Raw genomic sequence first — 19,934 nt, 5'->3', positions numbered from 1 at the left:
CCCACAGGGGATCGGCAGTGCTGGGTTGATCTCGGTTGGCAGGGCCATCGCGCCAAGCACAACTCCCGACAACAACACCGCCCAAATGTGGGAGCTGTCGGGCCCCGGCGAGGCTGCGATGGCGGCGGCACAGGCAACATTTCGATCGCCTGAACCACCGCTTTCGCGGCCTCGCTGAAGCTCGACAGCTCCCACAGGGGATCGGCAGTGCTGGGTTGATCTCGGTTGGCAGGGCCATCGCGACAAACACAATTCTCGGCAGCAATGGCAGGCTCTTCAGGCTTGCAACATCAACATGTCTTCAAAGAACCCACCCACTGGCTCAGTGGGATGGCACAACTGGATCTCCAGCACCCAGGCCATTTCGCTCGGTGGGATCTCCAGGTCAGCCAACTCCTTGCTTTCGAACAAGGCATGGGGGAAATCCGCAAGGCGATGCCCCGCCAGATTGCGTGCCAGCCTCCAGCCTTTCGACACGGCGCTCTGTTCGGCGAAGTCGTAGAGCTCGCGCCCGGTCAGCCCACGCAGCCACGCTTGGCGGGTCTCATCGAACACCTCATGCAACGCAGTCCTGCACGCCAGATGCAGCGGCAACTCACCGAAGATGAACGTGTCGCCGTAGTCGCCTTCATAGCCGTCCCATACCGGCCCCAGGTCGACCACGACGATATCGCTGGCGCGCAGTTTGCGCTGACGATCAACACCTTCGCGGGAGGGCCGGATGGTGTCGGGGCCAAAGCGAATGTAAGTCGGGTGCCACGTGTGCGAGGCGCCCATGGCCGTGAGTTGCTGGGCGGCCATCTCCAGGGCTTCGCCGGTGGTCATGCCGACCGTCAACCGGCTGGCGATGGCCGCCAGGGCGCGTATGGATTTTTCTCGCGCCGCCAACATCCCGTCCAGGGAATAGCGCGGGCCGACTTTTTCCCAGATCGGGTCGAACGACAGCGACACCGCTTGCGCGCTTGACCGACCACTGGCGACAAACGCCTCCGCGACAAACCGATGGCTCGGCAACCCCGCCTCGACGCAATGGGCACGCACCTGGCTAAGCATGGGGCCGTTACCACACGCATAGACCTGGGTCGCCTCCCAATGATGCCCGTGGCTCAATGCAACCTCCTGCACCCGCCCCTCGGATGATCGCACCGAATGCCAGCGAAAACGGGGGTGCTCAAGCATCGATTCATCCAGAAAGGCGCCGTCATAAAAGTCGGTTGACTGCGCGCCGCCCCAATACAACGTCACCTCGACATTGCGTTTGAGCGCGGTCAACAGGATCGGCTTGATGCCCGCGTAACCGGTACCCGTGGCAAACAGCACGACGGGCGCTGCGTCATCGTCCTGCCAGGTGCAGGCGCCAAACGGTCCTTCCAATTGCATCCGCGCGCCCACGGCCAAGCCATCCAGTACGCCCTCGGAAAAGTACCCGCCGCGCACCCGACGAATCTGGAAGACCAAACGCCCCTCGTCCTCTGTTGGCAGGTTGGCAACCGAGAAGCAACGCGTGTCGCCGTCTGCCAGGTGGAACTTGAGGTATTGGCCAGCTCGCACCTTCAACGGTGTATCGGGCTTGAGCATCAACTCAATGACATCAGGCCCGAGCGCGCGCTTGCCAATAACCTGAGCGCCAACGACCAACGCAGGTGTATCCAGGGACCAGCCGGGAATCTCCAGGCGCATGTCGGTGCAGGCATGGCTCTGGCAAAGCAACATTTCATTGGCGGCCAGGGGGTAACACGGCGCCGGCGCATCCGGCGCCAGGCGCTTGGCCCGGTACTCACCTGCGGCGACCACCACCTTGCACGAGCCGCACGCGCCGCGGCGGCACGAGAACGGCACGGCCAGGCCGCTGGCAAGCATGGCGTCGAGCAACAGTTCGTCGCCGGTCTCAAAAGTTTTTCCCGAGGGAGACAGTTCGATGACATGGCGTGTGTTCATAAAGACCTCGGGGTAAGTGAGGCCTGGATTGTTACGCTAGACTAGGACCATTAAAACCTCCAGATTTGGATACTTCAGATGGTCCAGTTGCGTAAATGGCGCCCCCTGCTCAAGCTTGACGACAACACCCGCCAGGCGTCCTATCGCAAGATTGCCGAAGGCTTGGTCACCGCGATTGTCGAAGGGCGCCTGCCGCCTGGGACGTTGCTGCCGGGCACACGGGAAATGGCACAAATGCTCGACGTCAACCGCAAGACGGTGATCCTGGCCTATGAAGAAGCGATGACCAAAGGCTGGCTGATCAGCGAGCCGCGCCGCGGCACATTCGTCAATGCGCAACTGGCGCCAAAGCCCCCGCCCTGTGCGGCGCAACCGTCTTTCGCCCCACTGCTGCTGGACCAGCCGGTGGTACCGTATTTCACCCATAACGCCCAGGTGGTCGCGCTTCAGCATCGGCACAGTGCGCTGTTCTTCGACAATGGCACCAGCGACCACCGCTTGCTGCCCCAGGCCGTGTTGCATCGCTACTATCGCCATGCGCTGCGTAACAGCTTCGCCTCCAACACGGTGCGCTACGGCAGTGAGGGCACCGGCTATCAGTTGCGCTGCGCCCTGGCCGAGATGCTGCGCAATAACCGCGGGCTGACAGTGACTGCCGAAAATATTTGCCTGACCCAAGGCACGCAGATGTCCCTGTACCTGAGCGCCAGCCTGCTGATCAAGCCTGGCGACGTGGTACTGGTGGAGCGTTTGAGCTACCCGCCGGCGTGGGAAATTTTCCGCAAGCTCGGCGCGCAGTTGGTCACGGTCGACATCGACGATGAAGGTTGCCGCACCGACCAGGTCGAGCGCTTATGCCGCGAGCACACGGTGCGCCTGATCTACCTCACGCCCCACCACCAATTTCCCACCACCGTGAGCCTGCATGCCGCACGTCGACAACACTTGCTGGCATTGGCCGCGCAACATGACTTTTGCGTGATCGAAGAAGACTACGACCACGAATATCACTTCAGCGGCCGCCCTTACCTGCCGCTGGCCAGTGACCGCGGCCAGCGCCATGTGATCTATATCGGCTCGTTATCCAAGGTGCTGGGCTCGACGTTTCGTTGCAGTTACATCGTGGCCCCCACGCAAGTGATTGAAGCCCTGCAGCGCAATGCCGCACTGATGCTGGGCGATGCCGATGCGGTCGCACAGACCATGCTGGCGGACTTGATCAATCACGGTGAGTTGAAAAAACACCTGCGCCGCGTTTCGAAGGAATACAGGGCGCGCCGCACCGTGCTGCGCGACTGCCTGGACCAGGCATTCGGTGAGCGCATACAGATACGCGAGCCCGAAGGTGGCTTGGCGCTCTGGGTGCGTTTCGAGGATAGCCTGGACGTGGATCGCTTGGTGCACACCGCCTTGGAGCATGGGCTGGTGGTACGCAGCGGTCGTCAGTTTTCACCCAGCGACCAAGCAGAAAACGCACTGCGCCTAGGCTTTGCCTCCCTGGACCGGGATGAGATCCATCACGCAACACAACGGCTGGCGCAGGCTATGAAAGCGATGGATAGGCGCTGAACGCGTGATGGCCCGGTGCGACGGTTCCTTTCCCGCCTACCTAGCCGTTCGGTCAGTTACCACGCCGCCCCCTTTAACGTACCTTGGCCTCTGAACCTGTCGGAGCACTCGGGATGTCGCTGATCAACGCTGTCGAACGCGCCTGCACACGCCTGGCTCCCACCGGCTGGCGTGATCTGTTGCTGCACCATGGCTTGGACATAACCTCGACAACCCTGCGCGATGAACTCGCCAAACCCCTGCTCATCGATCGTACCCAGCCCGGCTTTGAGGACTTTTCGGCCGATGGCGTACGTGGCGTCGAGCCTGGGCACCCGGCCGCCAGCCTGCTGTTTCATGCATTCGCCTCGCCGAATGTGAACCTCGGAATCAACGGCAGTGCACTCACAGCCTTCCCTACCCCAGCTGAAACCGAACACATCCTTAATTATGTCTACGGTGCCAATCCTCCCAGCATGGAGGTTTTGCGGCTGGCCGCCGGTGATGCAGAGCTGGCGATTGCCGTGTTTGCCTATGAATACCGCCCCCGCCCCGAGACCGTGCATGGGCGCCAGGCCGACCTGTGCTTTTCCCGCACCGGAATCGCCCGGGTCGGTACGGCGCCAGCGCTGTATGACCCGCAACGCAGGGGCTTTTTGCCCTTTGTCGAGGACCAGCCCAATCAAATGCGCGTTATCCCGGCGCGCTACGGCGCGTTCATAGCGGCACGGCATGTGGGTCAGCCCGAGCGGTTCGGCCCGATGAATGCTCAATCCATCGACCATGATCTTGAGTTCTGGGTGCCCTTGCATAAGGTATTCGATGGCGACGAGTGCGTGGCGGGTATGGACCTGAGCGTTCAGTTGGTCAATCACCAGGTCAATGAAAAGATCGGTCAAATCCACAGACGCTTTCGCAATACCGGTTGGCAAGAGCCTGACATTCTCAACGCACCGTTCGTCATTACCGAGGGGTTATGTCATTGGGCGGATATCGATGGCTTTGCACCAGGCTTGCTGGTGCCCAACGCCAAGGAGCGGCTGGTGCAGCTGGCTCACTACCAAGGTCGACCGTTGTCCTTCATGATGCCCCCGGGCACCGGCGGCCTGGTGCATGGGCGCCATCATGTGCGTGACGACGGCTCGATTGAAGACCTGAATCAACGTGAGGATGTCGATGCCATCGTCAAGGCCGGAGGCTACCGAGCCTTACACTATCAGGACGCAATGGCCGATGGCTGGGTGCGCGCACTCTGTCCAGCACTGGAACTGCAGAGCATCGCCGCCTATTCGATTATCGGAGCACCGGATTTTTACCCGTTGTGTGGACAACGGGAACTCAAGCAATGGTCCAGCGACCCGCAGGTTTTTCCTTGTCCTACCCCACCCTGTCCGCAGGTATGGCACACGCGAGTCAACCCACTGTCCGATGTGCGGTTTTTCATCAATCAATCGCTCAGGGGCGGTTATTTTTCCGCTGAAGACCGCGGCGCCACTGCGATCGTCTCGCACCCCCAAACGTCCACGACTCCAAGCCCCGGACATCCGGCGGCCTATGCCCAGCGACAATCCTGGCTGCCGGATTTCGCCAGCGGCGTCTTCGGGCCTGGCTGGGAAGTCGGCCGTGGTTTGGTAGATGCCCCATTCACCAATATGCTGTGTGGCTATCAGTTAGCCAGCCCGTTCACGGAAGATGCACGCATCTGTGCTGCGCTGGGTTCGTACTGGCCAGGGGTGGCGCCTGATTCAACCCGTACGTTCGAACCACGCAATGTCTCTGCTACGGTCATCCCGCTGACTGACAACGAAATCGGCCTGCTAGACCAGCCTGCCTGGGATGGGCGTAGCGGCCCCTCACTGATCGAACTGGAGGGGCGCACGCTGGTTCAATACCAGGCTTATGAATACGGCGACTACACCCAGGCCGCGCTGGATGGCCGGATCTCACTGGCCGCGACCGGGCAGACCAGCACCAGGCAGTACCATCAGCGTGTCCTGGGCATGCGCCGCGCCTATCAAGCAGTCGGTGCGGGCTCAGACAGCGAGCAACGAAAACGCTGGCCGCTGCTGTCGTTTTTTCAGGTGCAATTACCGGACGAAGCTTTCGACGTCGCACAGCAAGAGGCCGGTTTGCGACTGGAAGGCGAGGTGGCGTACTACAGGCTTTACAAACACGGCGCGATCAGCACCCCAGCGCACGACTTCAAACTTCGTCATGTGGAAATAGAGCAAGAGATCGAACTGTATATGAGCCAGGACGCGCTGCTTATCCGCCGGGACGGGGAGCCCTGGCGACACCTCGATGAGTCACTTTGACGTCGTTGTTGTCGGCGGCGGCCCGGCTGGCTGCGCTGCAGCAATCCACTGCGCACAGCGAGGGCTACGGGTAGTCCTGCTGGAGAAGACCAGTTTTCCCAGACACCGGCCAGGAGAAACACTGCACCCTGGCGTTGAGCCGCTGCTGCGCCAACTGGGGATCACCCTCCAGAATTACCACCGCCACACGGGCCATTGGGTTCACTGGGATGGCCCGCCTCGTTTCCAGGCATTCAGCGCAAGTGGCGACGAGCAATGGAGGGGCTTCCAGATTCCGCGAGCGTTACTCGACCAGCAATTACTTGAACAGGCACGCAATCTGGGCGTGCAGATCGTTCATCTCAGACATCCGAGCCGGGTATTGCTGGAGCAAGGTCGTGTTCAAGGCGTCCAGGCGCAAGCAGCACAATGGACCGGGCAATTTGTAGTAGATGCCACTGGGCATCACGCCTGGCTGCAACGCCAATTGAAAATACCCTTGCGCCGTTTTTCACCGCGGTTGGTCGCACGTTACGGCTACTGCGAAGACAGCAACCTGCCGGATGAAAAACTCGGGCTGTTTGCCCACTCAGACGGCTGGCACTGGATTGCCCGTATCAGCCCAACCTGCCTGCACTGGACCCAACTGGCGTTTGCACAAGACGTGCCGCACCGCCTGATACCCAAGGGATTGGAGCCACTGAGGATGATCGGCCGGATTCGCGGAGCAGATGTCTCGTGGCGACTGTGCCGCACGACAGCCGGGAGCGGTTATTTTCTAGTCGGTGACGCCGCTGCGACGCTGGACCCGTGCGCCTCTCACGGCGTGATCAAGGCATTGATATCCGGCATGCAGGCGGCCTCGGCGATTATCGATTGTCGGTCCTGGCCGGCTGGCGAAATGACAGTGCAAGCGGCTTATCAGGCTTGGGTAAAAAAAACCGTCGAGCGAGACGTGCTCGCCCTACGTCGCTTCTATCGAGCCCACCCTTATCCACCTGGCTGGCTATGAGACGACCTCAACGAGCCCCAGCGCCGTAGCCAGTGCAATATGCCTTACATGGATATCCTGCGATCAAGCTTTGCTTTGCATAGGCGCTGCGCAGGGCGTTATCCACGATGCCTGCGCAACAAAGGCCAGTTGGACGCGAGTGCTCCGGGCTCATAGTCTCGCCCCCTGACCCGTACCAGGTCGGGGAATTCAAGCAACAATGCGCGATTCCCCCTGCCGATGTGCTCCATCACCGCCAGGGTGATGTTTTCTCGCACCATGCCCGTCGAGACGTAATACATGGCCCAGGCTTGTTCCGGCGTGCAGAGGCCGATCTGCTCTTCAATCTCTTTGTACGCTTTGTAGTCGTCTGACTCCAAATAGCACTGATCACCGCCTTGGCGCATGCTGTTGCCCTCCCCGGCCCCTGGGTCAAACGCCCAATAGGCCTACACTCACGTACCGCTCTTGACCTTGGTCCAGACCCGGGTACGAATACGCTCCGCCTTCAACGGCAACGGCTCAAGCGGAACCAGCGTGGCCATGGTCTTTTTATCGGGATAAATCCACGGGTTATCGCGCAACTTCTGCTCGACGAACTGCGTGGCATCTTTATTGGCGTTGGGATAGAGCATGTAGTTGGAAGTCTTGGCAATCACCTGGGGGCGCAGCATGTAATTAATGAACTCCAGCGCGGCCTTGGGGTGCCGAGCGTCTTTGAGCAGTACCCAGTTTTCAGACCAGACCAATGCGCCTTCTCGAGGCAGGCTGTAGGCAATCTTGCGTCCGCTGTTGGATTTTTCATTGATCGCCTGCGCAGCCAGCGCACCATTGGCCCAGCCTACAACTGCGCAAATATTGCCGTCAGCCAAATCGGTGTCGATTCGCGAGGAGTCGAAATAGAGCACGTAGGGACGGATTTTCAGCAGCAGGGCCTGGGCCTTCTGGTAATCCTCAGGGTTGGTACTGTTGCTGGGCAGCCCCAGGTAGTGCAAGGCGATCGAAATGATTTCGCTGGGCGAGTCGAGCATGGCCACGCCACAGGCCTTGAGCTTGCTGATATTTTCTTCTTTGAAGATCAGATCCCAGCTGTCCACCGGGGCGTTATCACCCAGGGCGGCCTTGACCTTATCCACATCGTAGCCAATGCCGGTGGTGCCCCAGACGTAGGGTACGGCGTAGCGATTACCAGGGTCATTGACCGCCAGCAGAGACAGGATATCGGGATCGATATGCGACAGATTACTCAGTTGCGAGCGGTCCAGCTCTTGCAAAACCCCCGCCTTGATCAGGCCGGGCAGCACATTGGAAGTAGCCACCACCAGGTCATAACCGGTGCGCCCGGCCATGACTTTGCTCTGCATGGTTTCGGCGCTGTCGAAGGCATCCATATGCAGCTTGATGCCGCTTTCCTGCTGGAACTCCTTCAGGGTTTGCGGCTCGAGAAACCCGAACCAGTTATACAGATACACCGAAGATTGCGCGGCGCTGGCCGGCGTGCTGATGGCGGCGCCAAGCAGCGAGGCTAAAAAAATAGCTCGCAAGTGTGATCGACTCATATGACTATCCTTGTCTACCCGACGCGCCTTCATGGCTATCGTAAGCTCGGGGTGAATATACCGGGCGTTGTCGAATAGTAAATACCTACAAGTACTTAGCTCCGGCCTGCAAATCCCTAACCCTAAAGGGGTAGAACATGTCGCTTGACCTTCACAACCTGGCTTGGCACCGATCGGTTGGCAAACTGATCATGCAGCTCGTTTTTATGCCAAGGCCGCAAGCCCATGCGGCCGTTTGAACGCGGCAAAACCGTATCGGGCCAAATTCAGCACAAACAAAAACGCCGATCATTGCTGATCGGCGTTTTCGTTTAAATATGGAGCGGGAAACGAGACTCGAACTCGCGACCCCGACCTTGGCAAGGTCGTGCTCTACCAACTGAGCTATTCCCGCAAATGGCGTCCCCTAGGGGACTCGACCCCCTGTTACCGCCGTGAAAGGGCGGTGTCCTAGGCCACTAGACGAAGGGGACACGCTACTGAAACACATGGTGTGTGTTCCAGTGCCCAGAGGCCTCGTCCGAAGACTTGGTCCTGGTTTCACTCAATGCCGCCCGAGGGCCACACTGCTTGTAAATTGGAGCGGGAAACGAGACTCGAACTCGCGACCCCGACCTTGGCAAGGTCGTGCTCTACCAACTGAGCTATTCCCGCAAATGGCGTCCCCTAGGGGACTCGACCCCCTGTTACCGCCGTGAAAGGGCGGTGTCCTAGGCCACTAGACGAAGGGGACACACGTACAACATTCACTCCCTACCGCGTTTCGCTGTGTGCTTTACGCTGTAAGTGGCGCGCATTCTATGGATGGATTGAAAGGTCGTCAACCCCCAAGGATAAATTTATTTAAATCAATGACTTCGCCATGGTTTGCCGGCCCGTGCGGGCATTGTCGCCGCTGGAGCCTTGGCGCCTATATTCTGGCGTTCAACAAGGCGTTATAGTCTGCCTGGGCAAATGATGGCAATGTGCACCCATTCGGAAGCGCTTACTTATATAGAAGAAACTACCCGGGCAACTGGTCGATCGGTCCTATCCGCCGGGTGCCCCAGTCACTACACTCCACAGCAAACCCTATAAAGAGGTCACACCGGTGACACCACTCATGATCACCCTGCTGGTAATAGCCGGGATCGTAATACTGATCGCCATTGGCTACATGAACCACGTGGTGGAAAACAACAAGCTGGAAAAGAAGCGTACCGAGATCGAGCTTAATGATCGCCTGCGTCGCTGCGGTGAAATCACCGAGACTTTCCCCGGCCAACTGATGACCCCGGCGCTCAAACTGTTGCTGGCTCGCCTGGAACTGAACGTCAACCAGCGCCTGTTGAACCTCAATAAGTCCAGCGCACCAATCAAGGCACGTATCAGCGAGCTGAATGCGTTGATCGCCCAGGGCGAATCGATTCCGGTGGCCAACCCACCTGCGCCGATCCAGACCGAAGCCAAGGCCAAGGACGTGCGCTTTTTGCTCGAAGCCCTGCACGGCCAAGTCACCCGCGCAGCCCAGGACGGTTTCCTGCCAACCAATGAAGCCAAGCACTGGATCAAGGAAATCCGTCATATCCTGGTACTGCTGCATATCGAGTTCTTCAACAACCTCGGCCAACATGCCCTGCTGCAAGGCCAGCCCGGCCAGGCGCGCCTGGCGTTCGAACGCGGCGTGCAGTACTTGCGCAAACAACCGGAACCGGTGCTCTACAGCGCACAGTTGCAACTGCTGGAGTCACAACTGGCCCGCGCCAACTCCACGGTGCTGACCAACAGCCAACCGGCAGAAGACGAAGTCAACGAGCTGACCGAAGGTTTGAAGGTCGTCGATGCCGACGCCGAGTGGAAAAAGAAAGCTATCTACGACTGACAGCCCAGTCAATAACGTGGGAGGGGTGTCAGTTGGATGGCACCCTCACACCATATGCCATCACTTTGCATCTATCCCCCCGCCCCCGACTAGCGTAAAAAAGTGCCCCTCACTCCGTGAAGTTAGAGGCCTGCTATGCCTGTTGCCGTGATTGATGGACAACCGCTGCATTACCTCGACCAGGGCAGCGGCCCGGTCGTATTGCTTGGTTCAAGTTACCTGTGGGCTCGCGACATGTGGACGCCGCAGATTGAAGCGCTGTCCCAGCAATACCGTGTAATAGTCCCCGAGCTGTGGGGCCATGGCGAGTCGGGCCCGATGCCCACGCAAACCCGGTCCCTGGATGATCTGGCTCGCCAGGCCCTGGCGCTGCTGGATCACCTGGACGTCGAGCAGATCAACCTGGTGGGCCTGTCGGTCGGTGGCATGTGGGGCGCGCGCCTGGCACTACTGGCGCCCGAGCGCATCAACAGCGTGGTGCTGATGGACACCTACCTCGGCGCCGAACCTGAAGCGACTCGCCAGTATTATTTCTCGCTGTTCAAGATGATCGAAGACGCCGGCGCCATCCCCGAGCCGCTACTGGATGTGATCGCACCGATCTTCTTTCGCCCGAACATCGACCGTGAATCGGCGCTGTATCAGGACTTTCGCAAATCCCTGCAGGGATTCCCCCGCGAACGCCTGCTCGATAGCATCGTACCGCTGGGCCGCCTGATCTTCAGCCGTGAAGATATCCTGGAGCAATTGCCGCGTCTGGACGCCGACACCACCCTGATATTGTGCGGCGAGCAAGACACCCCCCGCCCACCTGCCGAATCCGAGGAAATGGCCGGACTGATTGGTTGCGACCTGATCCTGATCCCCGAGGCCGGGCATATCTCAAGCCGCGAAAACCCGGACTTCGTCAACGAAGCACTGCTGACCTTCCTCGCCAACAACGCCTGACCCCCTTCGCCTTGCTCGCCGCACCCCAGCGGCGATCACAGGCGGAAATGCCCCACCATCCCCTGGAGTTCCACGCCCAACTGCGCCAGCTGGACGCTTGATGCTGCATTGCCTTGCATACTCAGCGCCGAATGATCGGCACTTGCCCGAATACTGGTGACGCTGCGGTTGATCTCTTCGGCCACCGAGCTTTGCTCCTCGGCGGCGGCGGCGATCTGTTGGTTCATTTGCTGGATCAGTGACACGGCGGCCGCAATGCTGCCCAAGGCACTTTCGGTTTCCAGCGCATCACCGACCGCCAGTTTCACCAGTTCGCCACTTTGCTGGATCTGCTGCACCGACGACTGCGCCGCACTGCGCAAGGTGCTGACCAGCCGTTCGATCTCCTCGGTCGATTGCTGGGTGCGCTTGGCCAGGGCCCGTACCTCGTCGGCCACCACGGCAAAGCCACGCCCCTGCTCACCGGCACGCGCCGCTTCGATGGCGGCGTTCAAGGCCAGCAGATTAGTCTGCTCGGCCACGCTATTGATCACGCTCAGCACGGCGCCAATGTTCTGGATCTCTGCGCTGAGGCTTTCGATACTCGCGCTGGCACTGTTGCTTGACGTGGCCAGCAATTCGATACGCTGCAAGCTCATGCGCACCACCTGCTGGCCGCTGTCGACCTTGGCATCCGCCGTCTGTGCAGCTTGCGCCGCTTGCTCGGCATTGCGCGCCACATCGTGCACCGTGGCGGTCATCTGGTTCATCGCCGTGGCAACCTGTTCGGTTTCTTCTTTCTGACTGTTGACCTCGTGGTTGGTCTGTTCGGTAACGCTGGACAGCGAATGCGCGGAACTGGCCAGTTGTTCAATGCCGGCCTGCAACCCGCTGACCATCTGGCTCAAACCGCTGCTCATCTGCTGCATGGCTTGCATCAATTGGCCAATTTCATCGCGGCGGCTGACCTCCATGCGCCCGCTCAGGTCACCCGAGGCAATCTGCTGGGCCACGGCGATCACGCTGCGCAACGGCGCAACGATCAAACGGGTAATCAGCCAAGCAGCAATCAAGCCCACCAGCAACGCCAAGGCGGAGGAAGCGATGATCAGCAGCGTGCTGTGCTGCAACTGCACCTGCATGGACTGATCTTCAGCGGCGTATGCCTGATTGACCTGGCTGACCACTTGCTCGGCGCGATCATGCAGTTGCGTATAGACCAGCTTTTCCTGGGCCAGCAGCCCGGTGTACTCGCCGAGCTTTTCACTGAATGACGCGATATGCCCGCTGACTTCGTTGAGTACGGTCTGGTAGCCCGCGTCCTTGACGCTGGTTTTCAGCTTTTCGACCTCGGCCAGGGCCTGGTCGGCCTGCTCGATCTTGCCCTGTGCGCCGTCGTCTGTTTCAGCCTTGCGGCTCTGATCCAGGCGCACTCGCGCTTCGTTCATGGCTTGCAGCATCAAGCGCGACACCTGGCTGACCTGCCCCGCCTGCGTGATAAACTCGGCGCCCTCCTTGCCCTGGCTCTCCTTGAGGCCATAGGCACCATCGTCAGCAAGGCCCGCTTGCAACACGTCCAGGTTATTCGCCACGCTGGACACCGACCAACTGGCCATTTCCAGCGCCAGATCCTTGGCCTGGGTCAAGTCGACGAACTCGTCAAACGCCTTGCGATAGGCAATCAAAGCTTGCTCGACATCACTCATCACTCGCTCGTTGACGGCGGACCGGGCCTTGAGGCTGATGGCCTGGGCCAGCAACGCGTCAACACTGCCATGCAGGGCGTCAACAGCCTTGGGGTCGGCGTGCAGCGCGTAGTTCTGCTCGATCACGCGCACCTTGAGCAGCTCGCTATTGAGCGAAGACATCTGCTTGAGGCCATCAAAGCGCTGACCGACGGTGTGCAGGGACCCCACACCGATCGCCGCTACCAGGGCCGTCAGAAGGAGTACCAAGGTAAAACCCAAGCCCAGTTTTTTTGCCATGCCAAGGTTGGCGAATCGTCGTTGCACGCCCCAAATCATTGCACTTGATCCTCTTGCAATGGCAGATGCCATAAACCAGGTTTACAAGCAGTGAGAGTGGCAACCCCGAGGCCCCGAACACAAGCCGCTGGCGTCGCAATAATGGCAAAAAGCTACATGCCCGTCGTTTTCAGAATGGTCGAGGTCGATCTGGTCGGCCCCATGGCACGGAACAACGCCAGTGCGCGCTGATCCCCTGCATAGGCCACATTGATGCGTAGCCAGTCGCTACGCTCCCCGGTGGGGCTGAACAGCGCGCCGGGCGACAGCAGCACGCCGAGCCGCCGTGCACAGGCCTGCAGCCGCGATGGGTCCGGGATGCCCGGTCGCGCCCACAGGAACATGCCCCCTGCGGGAACGGCAAAGACCTGCCACTCTTCATCCTCCAGCACCTGTAAAGTCGCAGCCATCTGCGCATTCAGGTGCTTGCGCAGGCGCTGCACCCACTTACGGTAAGTGCCGTTGCTCAACAAGGTTGCCACCATGGCTTCAGCAAAGCGCGAGGTGCCGAGCCCCGTCAGGGTCTTGAGGTGAGCCAATTGCGCAATGAGCGTGGCACTGGCGCAGAGGTAACCCACGCGCAGGGCGCTGCTCAGGGTCTTGGAAAAACTCGACACATAGATCACCCGGTCATTATGGTCCAGCGCCGACAAGCGCGTGCAACTGGCATGTTGCAGGTCGCCGTAGACATCCTCTTCGATGATCAGGAAATCCCGCTCTCGCGCCAGTTCCAACAACCGCTGCGCCACCGAGCGGCACAGGCTGGTGCCGGTGGGATTGTGATAAAGGCTATTGATGAACAGGCACTTGGGCCGATGGGTTTGCAGCAATATCTCCAAGGCTGGGATATCCGGGCCGCCACGGGCGCGCGGAACCTCCAGCAGCGTGACACCCTGCAACGCCAACTGGCGATAGAGGTTGCCATACCCGGGTGTTTCCACCACAACCTCATCACCAGCCTTGAGCAAGGTACGTATCAGCAAGTCCTGGGCATGGCTGACGCCATGGGTGGTGAGAATACAGTCCAGGCGGGTGGCTATGTGAATCTGGGTCAGACGCTTGAGCAGTTGTTCGCGCAGCACCGGCAGCCCCAAGGGCGTACTGTAATTGAACAAGGCCCCGGTATCGGTACGACTGAGTTCGCGGATCGCATAGCTGATGTCATCGCTTTCGCGCCAGGCGTCCGGCAGCCAGCCGCATCCCAGCTTCAGCTCGCCCAGCGGGCTATCGGTAAAAGCGCCCCACAGTTGCTCCGCGCCTTCGTACCAGTGGCGTTCCTGGTCAGTGGCGGGTTGCGCCACCACAAAACCCGAGCCGTGCTTCGGAGCCAACAGGCCCTGGGCCACCAACCGCTCGAACGCCTCGATCACGCTGGACTGGCTCAGCAGGTTGTCGAGGGCCAGTTGCCGAATGGACGGCAAGCGCGTTCCAGGGCTCACTCCTTCCTTGCGAATCCAATGGGCCACCGCGCTGACGATTTGCTGAACAACCGGTACCAGGGCTTGTCGATCGATCCCTAAATCCATGAGCCACTCACTTCAACTGTTTGTTAACCCAAAACAGTTAAGCACAGAAGCCCGCCAAAACTTGCTGCCAAGTTTTATTAAAGTATTGATTTTATTGGATTATTTACCTACTGATACATATTCGAACACGGCCCACTGCCCCCTATGGAAACGCCCCACAGCACCTCGCCCTATTTTCGAATGCCGTGCGACTTGCCGTCCTAGATCGCCGTCGCGCCGCCATCCACCGCCAGTGACTGGCCGGTGGTAAAGGCGGCACCATCACTGCACAGGTACAATACGGCGCTGGCGACTTCCTCAACCTTGCCGATGCGCCCGACCGGATGCATGGCCGCCGCGAATTCGGCTTTGCGCGGGTCGGCCTCGTAGGCGCGGCGAAACATGTCGGTATCGATCACGGCAGGGCAGACCGCGTTCACGCGGATCTTCTTTTTCGCATACTCAATGGCTGCCGACTTGGTCAGGCCGATCACTGCGTGTTTGGACGCCGCGTAGATGCTCATCTTCGGCGCCGCCCCCAGCCCGGCCACCGATGCCGTGTTGACGATTGCTCCGCCGCCCTGGGCCAACAACAGCGGCAACTGATACTTCATGCACAACCAGACGCCTTTGACGTTAACCCCCATGATGGCATCGAACTCATCCAGGCTGCCGTCGGCCAGCTTGCCTTTCTCGATCTCAATCCCGGCGTTGTTGAAGGCATAGTCCAGTCGTCCATAGGTGGCGATCGTCTGCGTCATCAGTTGCTGCACGTCCGTTTCGAGCGTGACATTGCAACGCACAAACACCCCTTCGCCGCCGGCCTGTCGGATCAGCGCAACAGTCCCCTCGCCCCCCGCCACGTCGAGGTCGGCAACGACCACCTTCAAGCCTTCGGCCGCGAACGCCAGCGCAGTGGCGCGACCAATACCCGCGGCGGCGCCGGTTACCAGGGCGACCTGGCCAGAAAATGTCATGCTCATGGGAACTGTCCTATGGGAGTGGTAACGGTGGCGCGAGTCTAGCCAACACAGGGATCAGCGCGTCAGCACTATCAGACGGCGGGTTAGCGCTGCATGAATCGCAGTGATAAGTCTACCGGGATGGTTATCAGCGATGCCTATCGACGGGCATTCGCCTCCCGCAGACAACCTTGCCCTGGCGTCACTGAAGGGCTATCACTCATGATTCATTTCCAAAGAGTCCTTGCCATGACCGCCCAGACCAACCGCCAATTCCTGCTCGCCAAACGCCCGGTCGGTGCGGCCACGCGAGAGACCTTCACCTACCAGGAAGTGCCGGTGGGCACGGCTGCCGACGGCCAGGTCCTGGTACGCAATGAATACCTGTCCCTCGACCCGGCCATGCGTGGCTGGATGAATGAGGGCAAGTCCTACATCCCGCCGGTCGGCATCGGCGAAGTGATGCGGGCGCTGGGCGTCGGCAAGGTGATTGCCTCGAACCATCCGAACTTCGCGGTGGGGGACTACGTGAATGGCGCCCTGGGCGTGCAGGATTACTTCCTCGGCGAGCCCCGTGGTTTCTACAAGGTCGACCCCAAGCTTGCGCCCCTGCCCCGTTACCTGTCTGCCCTGGGCATGACCGGCATGACGGCTTACTTCGCCCTGCTGGAGACCGGTGCGCCGAAAGCCGGTGACACCGTGGTCATTTCCGGCGCCGCGGGTGCCGTGGGCAGCATCGCCGGGCAGATCGCCAAGATCAAAGGCTGCCGCGTGGTGGGGATTGCCGGCGGTGCCGACAAGTGCAAGTTCCTGCTCGATGAGCTGGGCTTTGACGCCGCCATCGACTACAAAAGCGAAGACGTACCTGCCGCCCTCAAACGCGAGTGCCCCAAAGGCGTGGACGTGTATTTCGATAACGTCGGCGGCGATATTCTCGACGCCGTGCTCAGCCGCCTGGCACTCAAAGCCCGCGTGGTGATTTGCGGCGCGATCAGCCAATACAACAACAAGGAAGCCGTCAAAGGTCCGGCCAACTACTTGTCGTTGCTGGTCAACCGTGCGCGCATGGAAGGGTTTGTGGTGATGGACCACGCGGCGAACTTCGCGGCGGCCGGGCAGGAAATGGCCGGCTGGATGGCCCAGGGCAAGCTCAAGAGCAAGGAGGATATTGTCGAGGGGCTGGAGACATTCCCGGAAACGCTGATGAAGCTGTTCAGCGGCGAGAACTTCGGGAAGTTGATACTAAAAGTCAGCTGACACACGGCAGATCTAAATGTGGGAGGGGGCTTGCCCTAGGCTTTTGTAGGAGTGAGCTTGCTCGCTCCCACAGGGTCCGGCGGCGTACAGAAGTTGTATAGATACCCATGGCTAACGGGGGCAAGCCCCCTCACACATTTTTTACCGTGTTCCCCTGAGTATCAGGCGATTTCGGCAACCACCGCGGCCAGTGCTTTGGCCGGATCCGCCGCCTGGCTGATCGGACGGCCGATCACCAGATAGTCCGAACCGGCATCCAGGGCCTGGCGCGGGGTCAGGATACGGCGCTGGTCATCCTGCGCGCTGCCCGCCGGGCGAATACCCGGCGTCACCAGTTGCAACGACGGGTGGGCGTTCTTCAGGGCCTGGGCTTCCAGGGCCGAGCATACCAAGCCATCGAGGCCGGCTTTCTGCGCCAGAGCCGCCAGGCGCAATACCTGCGTCTGAGGCTCGATATCCAGGCCAATACCGGCCAGGTCTTCGCGTTCCATGCTGGTCAGCACGGTCACGCCGATCAGCAGCGGTTTGGGGCCGCTGCGCTGTTCCAGCACTTCGCGGCACGCGCTCATCATGCGCAAGCCGCCGGAGCAGTGCACATTGACCATCCACACGCCCATTTCGGCCGCAGCCTTCACGGCCATTGCCGTGGTGTTGGGGATGTCATGGAATTTCAGGTCCAGGAACACTTCGAAGCCTTTGTCCCGCAGGGTGCCGACGATTTCCGCCGCGCAACTGGTGAACAGTTCCTTGCCGACCTTGACCCGGCATAGCGTGGGGTCCAACTGGTCAGCCAGCTTCAGTGCGGCGTCACGAGTGGGGTAATCCAGGGCGACGATGATAGGAGTCTGGCAGACGGACATTGGAATGGGCTCTCAGGCAAGTCGAAATCGGCGCGGATTGTAGCGCAAGCAGCGCCGTTGCGGGATCCGATGATCGGTAAATACTGATCAAGTGCCCGATACACGCGATTTCGAGCACTTGTTTCAAAGTCGATACATTCACGACACGCCCTCAACACGCCGCCCGGCTAGCCTCGCACACTATCGCACGCCCAGCATTTCCAGCCACGGCGCTGGGCGCCTATGCTGACAGCACTACTCAGGCAGATGATCGCACTATGCAGACCCCTTCCGTCCCCGTAAACGAAGAGCCTAAAGGCACGACGATCGCCGAAGACAAGCGCTGGACCACCCGAGCGCTGATCGTCGACGACGACGTGCCGATCCGCGAACTGCTGATCGACTACCTGGCGCGCTTCAATATCCTGGCCTCGGGCGTCACCGACGGCACCGCCATGCGCCAAGCCATGCAAGCCGAAACCTTCGATGTGGTAGTACTGGACCTGATGCTGCCGGGCGAGGACGGGTTGTCGCTGTGCCGCTGGCTGCGTGCCGAGTCGGACATTCCGATCCTGATGCTCACGGCCCGCTGCGAACCCACCGACCGCATCATCGGCCTGGAACTGGGCGCTGATGACTATATGTCCAAACCATTCGAGCCCCGGGAGCTGGTGGCCCGTATCCAGACCATCCTGCGCCGGGTGCGCGATGACCGCACCGAGCAACGGGCCAACATCCGCTTCGACACCTGGCGCCTCAACAGCGTACTGCGCCAGTTGGTGGCCGATGACGGCCTGGTGGTGCCGCTGTCCAACGCAGAGTTTCGCTTGCTGTGGGTGTTCATCGAACGCCCGCGCCGCGTATTGAGCCGCGAGCAACTGCTGGATGCGGCCCGTGGTCGCTCCATCGAAGCCTTTGATCGCAGCATCGACTTGCTGGTATCACGCCTGCGCCAGAAACTGGGGGATGACCCCAAGGCCCCGCAGTTGATCAAGACCGTACGCGGCGAAGGCTACCTGTTCGACGCCCGGGATATCGGTTGATGCGCGCCACCTTCAATACGCTGTTCGGGCGACTGTTCGGCCTATTGCTGGTGGCCATTGTGCTGGCCCACGTGCTGGCGCTCTTCTGGTTTCACCACTACGGCCGGCCACCGCCTCCGCCTCCCCAGGCGTTCGTCGAACAACCGGACGGCACCCTCAAACCGCTGCGCAAGGAACCTCGCCCTTGGTTTGGTGGCCCGCTGGTACCGCTGACGTTTCAATTCATCTCGTTGATCATTGCAGCCTGGTACGGCGCCAAGCTGCTTAGCCGGCCGATCCAGCGCCTGAGTGCCGCAGCCGAGCGCTTGAGCGTCGACCTCGACAGCCCGCCGCTGGTGGAATCCGGCCCGCGCGAGGCAAGGCAAGCGGCCTCGACCTTCAACCTGATGCAAAAGCGCATCCGCGAACAAGTCAGCCAGCGGGCACGTATGCTCGGTGCGGTCTCTCACGACCTGCGCACCCCGTTATCACGCCTCAAACTGCGCCTGGAACAGATCGAAGACACCAAACTGCAAGGCCAGATGCGTCAGGACCTGAACGACATGATCGATATGCTCGACGCCACCCTGAGCTACCTGCACGAACAACGCACCAGCGAAACGCGGCATTGGCTTGACGTTCAGGCACTGGTGGAGTCCCTCAGCGAGAACGCCCAGGACCAGGGCTGCGACGTGCAATTTTCAGGCACCTGCGCGCCCTTGCAAGTGCAGCCCATGGCCCTGCGCTCATGCCTCAACAACCTGATCGACAACGCGCTGCGCTATGCCGGCATGGCCCGGGTAGAACTGGCCGACAGCCGTGGCGCACTGGTGATCAGAGTGATCGATAACGGCCCGGGAATCGCCGCCGATAAACGCGAGGCGGTGTTCGAACCGTTCTTTCGGCTGGAGGGATCGCGCAACCGCAATTCCGGAGGGGTCGGTTTGGGGATGACCATTGCCAGAGAGGCCGTCGAGCGGCTTGGCGGGCACTTGAGCCTGGAGGACACGCCGGGGGGTGGGTTGACTGCGGTGATGTGGTTGCCGAGGGGCTGAGGCTTCTCCCTTCTATACAACTGTGCAGCTTGCCGCCCCCACGGTAACCACGATGCGAAGCGAGCCGCTCTTGATCTGCTTTTGATCTCAGGCGCCCCGTCAAACCACGCTGGCCGGAATTCGACAGGGATTTGGGGGGTAAACCGGCAGGA

Annotated in this window: 15 protein-coding genes and 4 tRNA genes; 8 read left to right on the top strand and 11 right to left on the bottom strand. The window is 60.4% G+C overall.

The genetic code is table 11. The features are described from left to right. Positions 1-276: 276 nt before the first annotated feature. Positions 277-1,938, bottom strand: coding sequence for a M24 family metallopeptidase (locus tag E4O98_RS22605; protein ID WP_248136281.1), 1,662 nt, complete (start codon positions 1,936-1,938; stop codon positions 277-279). Between the two features lie 78 nt (positions 1,939-2,016). Between E4O98_RS22605 and E4O98_RS22600 the strand changes: the two genes are divergently transcribed. The 3 genes from E4O98_RS22600 (at position 2,017) to E4O98_RS22590 (ending at position 6,792) form a co-directional block, all read left to right on the top strand. Beyond that, positions 2,017-3,507, top strand: a complete 1,491-nt coding sequence (locus tag E4O98_RS22600; RefSeq protein ID WP_248136279.1) for a PLP-dependent aminotransferase family protein — start codon at positions 2,017-2,019, stop codon at positions 3,505-3,507. A gap of 113 nt (positions 3,508-3,620) precedes the next feature. After that, positions 3,621-5,801, top strand: a complete 2,181-nt coding sequence (locus E4O98_RS22595; RefSeq protein WP_148852262.1) for a hypothetical protein — start codon at positions 3,621-3,623, stop codon at positions 5,799-5,801. After that, positions 5,788-6,792: an FAD-dependent oxidoreductase gene (locus E4O98_RS22590; protein ID WP_148852263.1), complete on the top strand. Its 1,005-nt coding sequence runs from the start codon at positions 5,788-5,790 to the stop codon at positions 6,790-6,792. Before E4O98_RS22595 ends, E4O98_RS22590 begins: the two co-directional genes overlap by 14 nt. Positions 6,793-6,890: 98 nt before the next feature. Here the strand turns inward: E4O98_RS22590 and E4O98_RS22585 are convergent, their stop codons facing one another. From E4O98_RS22585 to E4O98_RS22560, 6 genes are all read right to left on the bottom strand, one after another. Then, complete coding sequence (locus E4O98_RS22585) at positions 6,891-7,178, bottom strand: hypothetical protein (protein ID WP_005786654.1); 288 nt, start codon at positions 7,176-7,178, stop codon at positions 6,891-6,893. A 48-nt stretch (positions 7,179-7,226) separates the two neighbouring features. After that, positions 7,227-8,330: a polyamine ABC transporter substrate-binding protein gene (locus tag E4O98_RS22580; RefSeq protein ID WP_032877058.1), complete on the bottom strand. Its 1,104-nt coding sequence runs from the start codon at positions 8,328-8,330 to the stop codon at positions 7,227-7,229. A gap of 318 nt (positions 8,331-8,648) precedes the next feature. Further along, positions 8,649-8,724 (bottom strand) — tRNA-Gly (locus tag E4O98_RS22575). 3 nt (positions 8,725-8,727) lie between these two features. Beyond that, positions 8,728-8,803 (bottom strand) — tRNA-Glu (locus E4O98_RS22570). 105 nt (positions 8,804-8,908) lie between these two features. Further along, positions 8,909-8,984, bottom strand: a tRNA-Gly gene (locus tag E4O98_RS22565). A 3-nt stretch (positions 8,985-8,987) separates the two neighbouring features. Continuing rightward, positions 8,988-9,063, bottom strand: a tRNA-Glu gene (locus E4O98_RS22560). 369 nt (positions 9,064-9,432) lie between these two features. Here E4O98_RS22560 and E4O98_RS22555 point away from each other — a divergent pair. Beyond that, on the top strand, positions 9,433-10,191 hold the full coding sequence (locus tag E4O98_RS22555; RefSeq protein WP_005786648.1) for a hypothetical protein: 759 nt from the start codon (positions 9,433-9,435) through the stop codon (positions 10,189-10,191). A gap of 135 nt (positions 10,192-10,326) precedes the next feature. Then, positions 10,327-11,139: an alpha/beta hydrolase gene (locus E4O98_RS22550; RefSeq protein ID WP_032877070.1), complete on the top strand. Its 813-nt coding sequence runs from the start codon at positions 10,327-10,329 to the stop codon at positions 11,137-11,139. 35 nt (positions 11,140-11,174) lie between these two features. On the opposite strand, the gene E4O98_RS22545 is transcribed toward E4O98_RS22550, so the two are convergent. From E4O98_RS22545 to E4O98_RS22535, 3 genes are all read right to left on the bottom strand, one after another. Then, complete coding sequence (locus E4O98_RS22545) at positions 11,175-13,142, bottom strand: methyl-accepting chemotaxis protein (protein WP_248136277.1); 1,968 nt, start codon at positions 13,140-13,142, stop codon at positions 11,175-11,177. Between the two features lie 113 nt (positions 13,143-13,255). After that, complete coding sequence (locus E4O98_RS22540; RefSeq protein WP_032877072.1) at positions 13,256-14,668, bottom strand: PLP-dependent aminotransferase family protein; 1,413 nt, start codon at positions 14,666-14,668, stop codon at positions 13,256-13,258. A 200-nt stretch (positions 14,669-14,868) separates the two neighbouring features. Further along, entirely contained in the window at positions 14,869-15,630 is a 762-nt protein-coding gene (locus E4O98_RS22535; RefSeq protein WP_248136274.1) for an SDR family oxidoreductase, read from the bottom strand. A 228-nt stretch (positions 15,631-15,858) separates the two neighbouring features. Between E4O98_RS22535 and E4O98_RS22530 the strand changes: the two genes are divergently transcribed. Further along, positions 15,859-16,866: an NADP-dependent oxidoreductase gene (locus E4O98_RS22530; protein WP_148852269.1), complete on the top strand. Its 1,008-nt coding sequence runs from the start codon at positions 15,859-15,861 to the stop codon at positions 16,864-16,866. Between the two features lie 161 nt (positions 16,867-17,027). On the opposite strand, the gene pyrF is transcribed toward E4O98_RS22530, so the two are convergent. Next, positions 17,028-17,726, bottom strand: coding sequence for an orotidine-5'-phosphate decarboxylase (gene pyrF / locus E4O98_RS22525; RefSeq protein WP_005786636.1), 699 nt, complete (start codon positions 17,724-17,726; stop codon positions 17,028-17,030). Between the two features lie 257 nt (positions 17,727-17,983). On the opposite strand from pyrF, the gene E4O98_RS22520 reads away from it, so the two are divergent. Beyond that, the gene (locus tag E4O98_RS22520) at positions 17,984-18,748 is read left to right on the top strand and encodes a response regulator (protein ID WP_032877075.1); all 765 of its coding nucleotides are present in this window, start codon (positions 17,984-17,986) and stop codon (positions 18,746-18,748) included. Then, positions 18,748-19,782: an ATP-binding protein gene (locus tag E4O98_RS22515; protein ID WP_005786632.1), complete on the top strand. Its 1,035-nt coding sequence runs from the start codon at positions 18,748-18,750 to the stop codon at positions 19,780-19,782. The genes E4O98_RS22520 and E4O98_RS22515 overlap by 1 nt, the downstream gene beginning before the upstream one ends. The last annotated feature ends 152 nt before the right edge of the window (positions 19,783-19,934 follow it).

This window comes from Pseudomonas sp. W2Jun17 (genome assembly GCF_023127795.1).
GTDB lineage: Bacteria > Pseudomonadota > Gammaproteobacteria > Pseudomonadales > Pseudomonadaceae > Aquipseudomonas > Aquipseudomonas synxantha_A.
This window is presented reverse-complemented; position numbering and strand designations above follow the sequence as displayed.